9 protein-coding genes are annotated in these 11,357 nt (G+C 68.1%); 4 read left to right on the forward strand and 5 right to left on the reverse strand.

What is annotated here, in order from left to right; all coding sequences use genetic code 11:
• Positions 1–9: 9 nt before the first annotated feature.
• Genes AC1Q6V_RS11350 through AC1Q6V_RS11360 form a run of 3 tightly spaced genes read left to right on the forward strand, consistent with a single transcriptional unit; the run spans position 10 to position 4,820 of the window.
• Positions 10–738 (forward strand): response regulator transcription factor, encoded by a 729-nt coding sequence (locus AC1Q6V_RS11350; RefSeq protein ID WP_010810939.1) that lies wholly within the window; start codon positions 10–12, stop codon positions 736–738.
• Positions 731–2,422, forward strand: coding sequence for a FecR family protein (locus AC1Q6V_RS11355; protein WP_454751049.1), 1,692 nt, complete (start codon positions 731–733; stop codon positions 2,420–2,422). The genes AC1Q6V_RS11350 and AC1Q6V_RS11355 overlap by 8 nt, the downstream gene beginning before the upstream one ends.
• The gene (locus tag AC1Q6V_RS11360) at positions 2,397–4,820 is read left to right on the forward strand and encodes a CHASE2 domain-containing protein (RefSeq protein ID WP_454751050.1); all 2,424 of its coding nucleotides are present in this window, start codon (positions 2,397–2,399) and stop codon (positions 4,818–4,820) included. The genes AC1Q6V_RS11355 and AC1Q6V_RS11360 overlap by 26 nt, the downstream gene beginning before the upstream one ends.
• 181 nt (positions 4,821–5,001) lie before the next feature.
• On the opposite strand, the gene AC1Q6V_RS11365 is transcribed toward AC1Q6V_RS11360, so the two are convergent.
• The 4 genes from AC1Q6V_RS11365 to glnT are packed head-to-tail and all read right to left on the reverse strand — an operon-like array spanning position 5,002 to position 9,357.
• Positions 5,002–6,357: an FMN-binding glutamate synthase family protein gene (locus AC1Q6V_RS11365; RefSeq protein WP_010810942.1), complete on the reverse strand. Its 1,356-nt coding sequence runs from the start codon at positions 6,355–6,357 to the stop codon at positions 5,002–5,004.
• A gap of 1 nt (position 6,358) precedes the next feature.
• Complete coding sequence (locus AC1Q6V_RS11370; RefSeq protein WP_010810943.1) at positions 6,359–7,051, reverse strand: GltB/FmdC/FwdC-like GXGXG domain-containing protein; 693 nt, start codon at positions 7,049–7,051, stop codon at positions 6,359–6,361.
• Positions 7,039–7,947, reverse strand: a complete 909-nt coding sequence (locus tag AC1Q6V_RS11375) for a class II glutamine amidotransferase domain-containing protein (RefSeq protein WP_454751051.1) — start codon at positions 7,945–7,947, stop codon at positions 7,039–7,041. Before AC1Q6V_RS11375 ends, AC1Q6V_RS11370 begins: the two co-directional genes overlap by 13 nt.
• Before the next feature lie 15 nt (positions 7,948–7,962).
• Positions 7,963–9,357 (reverse strand): type III glutamate--ammonia ligase, encoded by a 1,395-nt coding sequence (gene glnT / locus AC1Q6V_RS11380; RefSeq protein ID WP_454751052.1) that lies wholly within the window; start codon positions 9,355–9,357, stop codon positions 7,963–7,965.
• Positions 9,358–9,507: 150 nt separating this feature from the next.
• On the opposite strand from glnT, the gene AC1Q6V_RS11385 reads away from it, so the two are divergent.
• Complete coding sequence (locus AC1Q6V_RS11385; RefSeq protein ID WP_454751053.1) at positions 9,508–10,122, forward strand: helix-turn-helix domain-containing protein; 615 nt, start codon at positions 9,508–9,510, stop codon at positions 10,120–10,122.
• Positions 10,123–10,165: 43 nt separating this feature from the next.
• On the opposite strand, the gene AC1Q6V_RS11390 is transcribed toward AC1Q6V_RS11385, so the two are convergent.
• Positions 10,166–11,350, reverse strand: coding sequence for an NAD(P)/FAD-dependent oxidoreductase (locus tag AC1Q6V_RS11390; protein ID WP_058696617.1), 1,185 nt, complete (start codon positions 11,348–11,350; stop codon positions 10,166–10,168).
• Between the last annotated feature and the right edge of the window lie 7 nt (positions 11,351–11,357).

The raw sequence follows: 11,357 nt of genomic DNA on the forward strand, positions 1-11,357 counted from the left end.
TGTAGAGGTATGCGAATTGCCTCCGTGGAGGATGATCCGGATCAGGCCGAACTGATCCGGCAGATATTGAGCGAAGCCGGCTTCGAGTGCGAGTCCTACGCCAACGGCGCGGATTTTCTGCGCGCGCTGCGCGAGCGCGCCTATGACCTGTTGCTGGTCGACTGGCAGTTGCCGGGCACCAGCGGCTATGAGCTGGTCAGCTGGGTGCGGCAGAAGTCCGGCAATATGCCGCCGATCCTGTTCGTCACCAGCCGCACTGCCGAATCCGACATCGTCGACGGCCTCACCGTGGGCGCCGACGACTACATGCTCAAGCCCATCCGCGCCGGCGAGCTGATCGCCCGCGTGCGTTCGCTGCTGCGCCGTGCCTACCCCGAGGCGGCGCAGGAAGTGGAGCTGATCCGGCGCGGCAACTACATCGTCGATACCCACGCGCGCACCATCACCGTCGGCGGCGAGCCGGCGCTGCTGTCCCCGCGAGAATATGAGCTGGCCCTGTTCCTGTTCCGCAATACCGGGCGCCTGCTGGCGCGCGAGGTGATGGAGCAGGCCGTCTGGGGCCGCGCCATGGGCGCGGGCTCGCGCACGCTGGATACGCATATCTCGCGGCTGCGCCTCAAGCTGGCGCTGCGCCCCGAGAACGGCGTGCGGCTGACCTCCGTGTACTCGCACGGCTATCGCTTTGAAGAGGCTTCCGCGGCAGATGTGGAGGCGGATGAGGCCGGGGCGGATGCGTAAGGTGATCGGTGGTGCCGCGCTGGCCCTGCTGGCCGGCATGGCGGTTCCGGCGCATGCCGGGCCCGCGGGCGCGGAAGGCGCCGATTTTATCTACCTGGTGGAGCCGGGCGATACGCTGATCGGCCTGGCCTCGCGCTACATGGCGTCCGAGCAGGGGTGGCGCACGCTGCAGCGCCTGAACGGCGTGGCCGATCCGTACCGGCTGGTGCCCGGCTCGCGCCTGCGCATCCCGCTCAGCCAGATTCCCGAGCAGGCCGCGTCGGCGCGTGTGGTCCATGTGGCCGGCGCGGTCCGCGCCAATGGCCGGCCGGTGCAGGCCGGCATGACGCTGGACGAAACCACGCGCATCGAGACCCCCGCGGGCGGCTCGGTCACGCTGGAGTTGCCGGACCGCAGCCGCGTCACGGTGCCGCCGGCCACCACGCTCTCGGTCAGCCGGCTGCGCATGTTCGCGCGCAGCGGCCTGACCGACACCGTGATCCGCATCGAGAAGGGTGCCGCCGATACGCGCGTGGCACCGCAGGGCGGCGGCGTCGGGCGCTTCGAGCTGCATACGCCGATGATGGTGACCGGCGTGCGCGGCACCCGCTACCGGGTCTCGGCCGACACGGCAGGAAGCCGCAGCGAGGTGCTGGAAGGGCGCGTCGGCGTCAGTGCGGCGCGGGGTGCCCGCGCCAGGCCGGCAGCAGAGCGTGCCATGACCGCGGCGGCTTCGGTCGGTGCCGGCTATGGCATCGGCGTGTCGGCCGGCGGCAAGCTGTCGCAGCCGGTGGCGCTGCTGCCGGCGCCGGCCCTGCTGCCCCCGGCCGATACCGTGCTGGGCCCGTCCTTCGAAGCCGCCTGGCAGCCGGTGCCGGGCGCCACCGCCTACCGCGTGCTGGTGGCGCGCGATGCGGCGCTGAGCGAACTGGTCTGGACCGGCACCGCCAGTGGCGCCACTGCCACGACCGCGCGCGTCGACGGCCTGCCCGAGGGCACGCTGTACCTGAGCGTCAGTGCCATCGACAAGCACCAGCTGACCGGCCATGACGCCCAGGCACCGGTGTCGGTGCGGCTGAACCCGCCGGCGCCGTTCACGCAGCAGCCTGCCGCCGACGCGGTGCGCTATGCCGAAGCCGTCGCCTTCGAATGGGCCACCGTGCCGAGCGCGGCGCGCTACGAACTGGCGCTGGCCGCCGATTCGGCCTTTACGCGCGACGCCGTGGTGCAGGCGGCCTCCGAGCCCGCCGCCACGCAAGCGCTGGTGCCGGGCCGCTGGTGGTGGCGCGTGCGCAGCGTCGATGCGGCGGGCCGGCCGGGCCCGTGGTCGGACGCGGTCCCGTTCAGCGTCGAACCCAAGCCGCCCGTGCCGACCCTGCAGGACGACGGCGGCGCGCTGCATATCGGCTGGCCCGAGGGCAGCGGCGCCGGCGCGGGCTACCGGGTCCAGGTGTCGGCCGATGCCGGCTTTGCCACACTGCTGGCCGACGAGCACACCACCACCAATGCCATTGACCTGCCGCGCCCCGCGCCCGGCGTCTATTTCATCCGCGTGGCACGTGCGGCGCCGGGGGTGACACCTGACCCGGCGGCGTTCTCCGCGCCGCAGCGCATTGAAGTCAATGCCCTCCTGCGCGACTCGCAGGGCGGCGCAATCGGGTCGGGCGACCGGCCGGACGGTGGTGGCCGCATCCGGCTCAACTGACGCGCCAGGCCCGGCACCGGCCGCGCCCGGGCACGCTTTCGGGCAGCGCACACTGATCGAATGGTGCCTGCTGCTTGCTGCCGTGCTGGCCCTGGTGGTGCTGGCCGCGCGCCAGGGCTGGGCCGAGCGCGCCGACCTGGCCGCCTACGACATCGCCATCAGCGCCCAGCACCATCCGGCCCGCGACGACATCGTCATCGTCGGCATCGATGACGCCAGCATCACCGCCATCGGCCGCTGGCCGTGGCGCCGCGCGGTGCTGGCGCAGCTGGTCGAGCGCATCGCCGCCGGCCGGCCGCGCGTGATCGGCATGGACGTGATCCTGTCCGAGCGCGACACCCGCTATCCGCAAGACGACGCCGTGCTGGCCCGCAGCCTGGCCCGGGCCGGCAACGTGGTGCTGCCGGTGGTGGCCGAATCCGGCCCCGCCGGCATGCTGGTGCGCTACCCGCTGGCCGGGCTGGGCGCCGCGGTGGGCCATATCAACATGGTGGTCGATACCGATGGCGTGGCGCGCCAGGTCTATCTGAGCGAAGGGCCCCATCCGGTGGCCGCCGCCGGCGTGCCGCACCTGGCCGCGGTGATGGCGGCGTTCGGTCGCGCCGCCGAGCCGCCCGGCATCGCGCGCCAGGAGCCGGCCCGGATCACCGAAGCCAACGGCTGGGAGCGCAGCGGCCGCCTGCGTATCCCGTATGCCGGCCCGCCCGGCACCTTTGCCCGCGTGTCGGCGCGCGACGTGCTGGATGGCCGCGCCAACCCCGCCATCTTTGCCGGCAAGGCCGTGCTGATCGGCGCGCTCGCCACCGGCATGGGCGACGTGCTGCCGACGCCGGTGTCGCGCGATGGCCGCGGCATGAGCGGGGTGGAGATCCTGGCCAATACCGTGCAGGCGCTGACCGACGGCGATGCCATTGTGGCGGTGCCGCGCGCGTGGCAGGTCGGCGGCACGCTGCTGGCGGTGCTGCTGGCCGCACTGGCCGCGCTGCGCCTGCCCCCGCGCGGCGCGCTGGTGGCCACCGGGCTGCTGCTGGCGGCCCTGCTGGGCGGCTCGCTGTTGCTGCTGGCGCTGGCGCGGCTATGGTTTGCACCCGCCGCCGCGGCGCTGGGCTGCGTGCTGTTCTACCCGCTGTGGAGCTGGTTGCGCCAGGAGGCGGCCCTGCGCTTCCTTACCGACGAACTGGCGCGGCTGGAACGCGAACCCGGCCTGATTGCCGCGCCGCGCCATACCGGCGCCACGCTCGACAGCCGCATGCGCGCCGTCTACAGCATGAGCGCGCAGCTGCGCGGCACGCGCCGCTTCCTGTCCGATGGCCTGGAAAGCCTGCCCGATGCCACCGCGATCTGCGACCTGGATGGCGGCGTGATGCTGGCCAACCGGCGCTGCGTGGCGCTGGCGCCCGCGGTGCTGGACGGCGAGCCCGCTCATGCGCCGGGCGCGGCCGGGCCGCCGCGGGCCGCCATCCGCGCGCTGATCGAGGCAATCTTTCCCGCGCCGGCACCGGCCCTGGCGTACTGGCAGTCGCTGCACGACCGCCACGCCGGCGCCCGCATCGCTCCGGTCCCGGTTCCCGACGGCGGCATCGAGGTGGCCGGGCGCGGCGACCGCCGCTACCTGCTGCATGGCGCGCCGCTGCACGCCGAGGCCGGCGCCGTGGCCGGCCTGATCGTCAGCGTGATCGACATCACCGCGATCCGCATTGCCGAGCGCCAGCGCGAGCAGATGCTGCGCTTCCTGTCGCACGACATGCGCTCGCCGCAGGCATCGATCCTGGCCTTGATCGAGCTGCATGAGCGCCGCGCGCGGCGCGATGGGGCAGCCGCCGGCGACGTCGCCACGGACAGCGGCGTGCTGGCACGCATCGCCGCCCATGCACGCCGCACGATGACGCTGGCCGACGACTTCATCAGCGTGGCGCGCGCGGAGTCGAAGACCCTGGCGTTCATGGAAGTGGAATTGGGTGGCCTGGTGCTGGATGCGACGGACCAGCTCTGGGCACTGGCCAAGGCCCGCGACGTGACGCTGCAGATCGACCTGCCTGACGAGCCCGCGGTGCTGCAGGGTGAACCGACGCTGCTGGCGCGCGCCATCGCCAACCTGGTCAGCAATGCGATCAAGTTCAGCCCGCAAGCGGGGACCGTGACGGTCTCGCTCACGCGTGAGCCGGGCAGCTTTGTCGTTGCCGTGCAGGACCATGGGCCGGGGATTGCCGAGGCGGACCAGGCACGATTGTTCGAACCGTTCGCGCGCTTGCATGAGGGGCAGCAGGGCGCGCCGGAAGGCGCGGGTCTGGGGCTGGTGCTGGTGCGGGCCGTGGCCGAGCGGCATGGCGGCAAGGCCAGCGTGCGCAGTGCGGCTGGGGCGGGGGCGGAGTTCCGTATCGAATTGCCGGTGGCCTGAGCGGCACAGCATCGGCCGCAAGCCATGCTACGGCCGCCGACACAATTGTTGGCAGTCGCCACAGGCGGATTTGCGTAGCATCGTATTGCCGCTGGAGCCGCATCCGGTGGTCTTCGCGCCCACGCCAGCTCCCCCAATGGCCGTAACTGGCGTGGGCGGCTTTTTTGGGTGCCACTTGAACTCAGTACCCACCTTGCCCGGGCACCCACGCGGTCCCGGCAAGCGGCACCTGTGTCATCGCCGCCGCCTCGATGGTCAGTGCAACGAGGTCTTCGGGCTCCAGGTTATGCAGGTGCGACTTGCCGCAGGCACGCGCGATGATCTGCGCTTCCATCGTCATGACCGACAAGTAGTTTGCCAGGCGCCGCCCGGCCTGTACCGGATCCAGGCGAGAAGCCAGTTCCGGATCCTGCGTGGTAATGCCTGCGGGATCCTTGCCCTCATGCCAGTCGTCGTAAGCCCCCGGAACGGTCCCGAGCTTGTGGTACTCGCCGGCATGGCGCGGGTCGTTGTCCCCCAGCGCGACCAGTGCAGCCGTGCCGATGGCAACGGCATCTGCTCCAAGGGCGAGGGCCTTGGCGACGTCCGCGCCGTTGCGAATGCCGCCCGAGACGATCAGCTGAACCTTGCGATGCATGCCCAGGTCCTGAAGCGCCTTCACCGCGGGCCGGATGGCCGCGAGGATGGGGATGCCCACGTGCTCGATGAACACTTCCTGCGTCGCGGCGGTGCCACCCTGCATGCCATCGAGCACCACCACATCGGCGCCGGCTTTGACCGCCAGGGCCACGTCATAGTAGGGGCGGGTGGCGCCAACCTTGACGTAGATGGGTTTCTCCCAGTCGGTAATTTCCCGCAGTTCGAGGATCTTGATCTCGAGGTCGTCGGGGCCGGTCCAGTCCGGATGCCGGCATGCCGAGCGTTGATCGATGCCTTCGGGAAGGCATCGCATCCTTGCCACGCGCGCGCTGATCTTCTGTCCCAGCAGCATGCCGCCGCCACCGGGTTTCGCGCCCTGTCCGATCACGACTTCGATGGCGTCAGCCTTGCGCAGGTCGTCGGGGTTCATGCCGTAGCGTGAGGGCAGGTACTGGTACACCAGCGTCTGCGACTGGCCGCGCTCCTCCGGTGTCATGCCTCCGTCGCCCGTGGTCGTGCTCGTGCCGGCGATGGTGGCGCCGCGTCCCAGTGCCTCCTTGGCCTGGGCGGACAGCGCGCCGAAGCTCATGCCGGCAATGGTGACCGGCGTCTTCAGGTGAATCGGCTTTTTGGCGTAGCGCGTTCCCAGGACGACGTCGGTTCCGCACTTCTCCCGGTAGCCTTCCAGCGGATAGCGGCTGACCGAGGCGCCCAGGAACAGCAAGTCATCGAAATGCGGCAGCTTGCGCTTGGCGCCGCCGCCGCGGATATCGTAGATGCCGGTGGCCGCGGCGCGCCGGATTTCGGCCAGGGTAGCCGGGTCGAACGTCGCGGAATAGCGCGGTGGAGTCTGGGTGGAACTTGATGCCAGGTCCTGCAGTTGGGTCGGGGCATTCATATCAATAGGCTCCTGCGTTATCGACATGGAAGTTGTAGAGCGTGCGGGCAGACCCGTACAGCTTGAACGACGACGGGTCGACATCCACATGGCCGGCGCGGTGGAGCAGGCCGGCCAGCACCACGCGTTCGCGCGGGCCCATGGTCTTCTCTTCGCAATCGGCGCCCAGGCTCTTCACCTTGCCACGCACATAGATGGCGGCTTCGTAGAGCGAGTCGCCCAGCGCTTCGCCGGCGTCGCCGAGCACCACCAGGTTGCCCGCCTGTGCCATGAACGCCGAGAAGCTGCCGACGGAGCCGCCGACGACGATATCGGCGCCCTTCAGCGAAATCGCGCAACGCAGGCCGGCATCGCCGTCGATCACCAGCAGCCCGCCGTGGGCAGTGGCGCCTGCGGCGTTGGAGGCGAAGCCCTTGACGTGGACCTTGCCGCTCATCATGTTCTCGGCGACGCCGGTTCCGGCGCTGCCGTTGATGGTCACGGTGGCGCCTTGATTCATCCCGGCGGCGTAGTAGCCGGCATGGCCTTCGATGACCACGTCGACAGGCGCATTCAATCCGGCGGCGATCGCGTGCGCGCCGTTCGGGTTGTCGATCTGCACGCGCAAGCCGCCTTGCGCAGGCACGTCCTTGTGCAGGTACTGGTTGACTTCGCGCAGCGGCGTGACCGCGAGGTCAAACTTCACGCTTTCCATACGTACATCTCCTCGGGTGCTGGTTCGAAAACATGGGCGTGCCTGACGCCGGGCAGGTGGGCCAGCGAGCGGAATTCCGACGCGATGGCGACGTAGTCGTCGCTTTCGGCCACTACCGCGGGCTTGCAGGCGAAGGGGTCGCGGATCAGCGCCAGTTCCGTCGGCGTTCCCATCAGGAAGGTGTAGAAGCCATCCAGGACATCAAAGCCTGCCTGCAGCGCCTGCTCTAGCGTGTCGCCTTCGCGCAGCCGCCATTCCAGGAAACGCGTTGCCGCCTCGGTGTCGTTGTCGGTGTCGAAGTGGATGCCATGGGGCGCCAGCATGCGCCGGATGCCGTTGGGATTCGACAGGGAGCCGTTATGCACCAGGCAAAAGTCCTCGCCGGCGGTGAACGGGTGTGCGCGATCGGGCGTGACGGCAGATTCGGTGGCCATGCGGGTATGGCCGACGAGGTGGCTGCCCTGGAGTTCGGCGAAGCGGTAACGGGCTGCCACTTCAGCCGGGGTGCCGATGTCCTTGTAGAGGTCGATGCTGCGGCCCGTCGAGAACACATGCAGCTTGGGGTCGTTCGCGGCGATCCAGTCCTTGACGCGCTCTGGCCCGCCGCGGAAGGTCACGATGCCATGGTTTCCCTGTGCCTGCACGGTTGCGTGCACGTCGAGGGCCGCATTCAATGCGTCGGCCAGGCGATTCCAGTCATAGCGTTCGCCGTCATCGGTGTAGCCGGCATAGACGCTGATCTTCCTGTGGCGTTCTTCCACAGGCGCCGAGAACACCGCCAATCCCGCTGAATCCGGGCCGCGCTCGGTCATGCCGATCAGCATGGGCACCATCAGCTCGCCAAGCTTTTCCCGCAGCGAAGATGTCTTGACTAACAATGCAACAATTCCGCACATAGCGTGATTCCTTCTTCAAAAGAATTCCAGGTACTGCTTCACTTCCCAGTCCGAGACATGCCGTTGATATTCGAGCCACTCCATGCGCTTGAGCTTCAGGAACTCTTGCGCAACGGGTCCCAGTGCGTCGGCTATCAGCGCATCGGCTTCGAGGGCATCCAGCGCGCTGCCAAGGTTCTGGGGTAGCAGGCCGATGCCGGCTTCGGCCAGCTGCGCCTCGCTCCACTCATAGAGATTGGTGTTGCGCGGTGCGCCGGGATCGAGCTTCCGGTCGATGCCGTCAAGCCCCGCCGCAATCACGGCCGCTGTGGCGAGATACGGGTTGGCGGCGCCATCGGGCAGCCGCAGTTCCAGCCGGCCCTTGGGGATGCGGATCATGCTCGAGCGATTGTTGTCGCCATAGCTGATATACGCGGGAGCCCAGGTGGCGCCGGTGAGGGAACGGCCCACCACGAGCCGCTTGTAGGAATTGACGGTGGGCGCGCAAAGCGCCGTGAGCGCCGGCGCATGGGCCAGCAGCCCGCCAAGGAAGTGATAGGCCAGCTGGGACAGGTCCAGCCCGCGCGGGTCGCTCTTGTCAGCAAACAGGTTGCGCTGGCCATCGCCGATCGACATGTGCATATGCATGCCGTTGCCGGGGCGGTTTGCAAACGGCTTCGGCATGAAGGAGCACACCAGGCCCAGCTCGTTGGCGATTTCCGATGCCGCCATCTTGAAGAAGATGAAATGGTCGCAAGACGTCAGGCAGTCGGTGAAGGTGTAATTCAGTTCGAATTGCCCGTTGGCGTCTTCATGGTCGATCTGGTAGACATCGATTCCCGCGGCGCGCAGTCCGTTGGACAGACGCTCCAGGAAAGTACGCGTGCGCGACAGCCCCTTGTAGTCGTAGCAAGGCTTGGCCAGCGTATCGCTCGGGTCGCACGGACCGATGCCGCCTTTGTCGTCACGGCGCAGCAGCGAGAACTCAGGCTCGAGGCCGGTATAAAGCGTGTAGCCACCTTGCGAGAGCCTGGCGATCTGCCGCTTCAGGACGACCCGGCTGTCGTACTGCCATGGCGCACCATCGACATGCCCTTCGCATACGATCCGGGCCAGGCCCGGCTGCCATGGCACCAGCCCGATGGTGTCGAGATCCCCGCGAGCCATGAAGTCCGGGCCATGCGGTTCAATGCCGACGCCCCAGATGGCAAAGCCGGCAAAGCCCGCACCCTCTGCCAGGACCGAGCCAAGATGCGCCACTGGCACCGATTTGGCCTTGGCGACGCCGTGGATATCGACGAACTGCGCGAGGACGTAGCTGACGCCGCGCGCCAGCAGATAGTCTTGAGCGTCTTCGACGGTGTTGAACCGCGGAGCCGGGGTCAGCGCCCCGGCTGGCGCCGCAAGATGCGCACTCAACTCTGACTTCATGGATCGGCTCCTTCCGACTTTGGAATGCGCCTCGCAGCGCCAGGCGCATGACTTGCTCGCTGGGACGCAAATCTGCGATGATTCATGTGGAGCAACAAGTGTGCCCATCAGGAATTATCCTCCTGGTGCGTCAATGACTGAGAGACCCACATGAAGACCCATGCCGAGCCCCCATTTGAAGCCCAAGTGCCCCACATTGAGGAATCGGTGGGCATGGTCATTCGCGAACTGCGGCTGCGGGAAAGGCTGACGATTGCCCAGGTCGCGGAACAGGCAGGCCTGAGCCGCGGGATGCTGTCGAAGATCGAGACCGGCAGCACCATGGCCGGCATGGATACGCTTGCCCGTATCGCCCGCGCGCTGGGCGTGCCAATGGCGGTGCTGTTCAGCAAGTACGATGGCGCGTCGGCTGCCGCGCAGCATGTCAGGCATGGAGCGGGGATGGAGGTGGTGCGGCGCGGCACCAGGAGCGGTCATACCTATCATCTGCTGGCCTATGACCAGGGCCCCGTGAAAGCCTTTGAGCCGTTCCTGATCACGATCGAGGACGACACCGAGCGCTACCCGACCTTCCAGCACCCCGGCACCGAATTCCTGTACATGCTGGAGGGCGTGGTCGAGTATCGCTGCGGACAGCAAACCTATACGCTCGGACCCGGCGATGCCCTGACCTTCGCCGGCGAGATACCGCATGGCCCGGTAGGCCTGACCAGGTGTCCGATCAGGTTCCTGTCCATCACCATCTATCCGCGACAAGGGGAGTGATGGTGCCCTGCGACCCGGATCGGCAGCACTGCAAACGCGGGGCTCAGGACACCGCGCCGAGACCGTACTTGCCAGTCAGCAGCGCACCATTGCGGAAGCGCTCCAGGGAATAGGGGGCGATGTCAATCTCGGTCTCGATGCCCAGCGCTGCCTGGGCCAGCACGCGTCCGACCGCGGGAGCCAGCTTGAAGCCGTGGCCCGAGAAGCCGTAACCCACCACGAGACCCGGTACCTCGGGCAGACACCCGAGCACCGGGTTCCAGTCGGGCGTCACGTCGTAGACGCCGGTCCAGGACGAAGCAATCCCGGCGTCCGCATAGGTGGGGAAGCGCTTGGCGACTTGCGTGCCGACTTCGACCATGTAATTCATGCTGATGTCGCCTTGCTCGTTGTCCGGCGACGACAGCGTCTCACCGACGGTGCCCTCGCTGACCAGCATCTGCCTGCCGCCGTAACTGCGGCAATACAGCATGCCGGGAGAGCCGAGGTCCTTGTACACCGGCATCTGGAACGTATAGGGCGATGCCGCTTCCAGTGCCAGCACGGCATGGCGCTCGGGGACGACCGGGCTGGCGATGCCGGTCCAGCGCTCGATTTCGGTCGCCCAGATATTCTGGGTGCTGATGACGGTGCCGGCGAGGAAGGTTCCTCGCGAGGTTTCAACGCCGGCGACTTTGCCGCCGTCGAGCAACAACCGTTCGACTCCGACGCCTTCGAGGATCCTGACCCCGAGGCGGCGTGCCGCCCGCGCAAAGCCGGTGGCGACCAGGTAAGCGTCGGCAAAGCCGGCTTCCGGCTCGTAGCCGATCAGCGCAGCGTCGTCGAAGCGGGCAATCGGAAGCAGGCTTTGCGCTTCCTTTGCATCGAGCAGCCGCACTTCGATCCCCTGTGCCTGCTGGGCTTCCAGCGAGGCACGCAGCGGGGACAGCCTGGGACCATCCGGCGCGGCGATCAGGTAGCCGCACTTGACCATGCCCGCGGAGGCCTCTTCGTCGCCCAGGTAAGCGGCAAAGTCGTTGAACACCTGCCACGACGCTTGCGCCAGCCGGACGTTCTCGATGACCGAGTAGTGCGTCCGCAGAATGCCGCTGGATTGGGAGGTGGTTCCTGTACCGATCTGCATGCGCTCGAGCACGAGCACGTTAGTGCAGCCCTGGCGGGCGAGATGGCAGGCGACGGAACTGCCGATCACGCCGGCTCCGATAACGATCGCGTCGTAGCTTTGCATGGAGATT

This window comes from Cupriavidus sp. GW823-FHT07B10, from assembly GCF_058794355.1.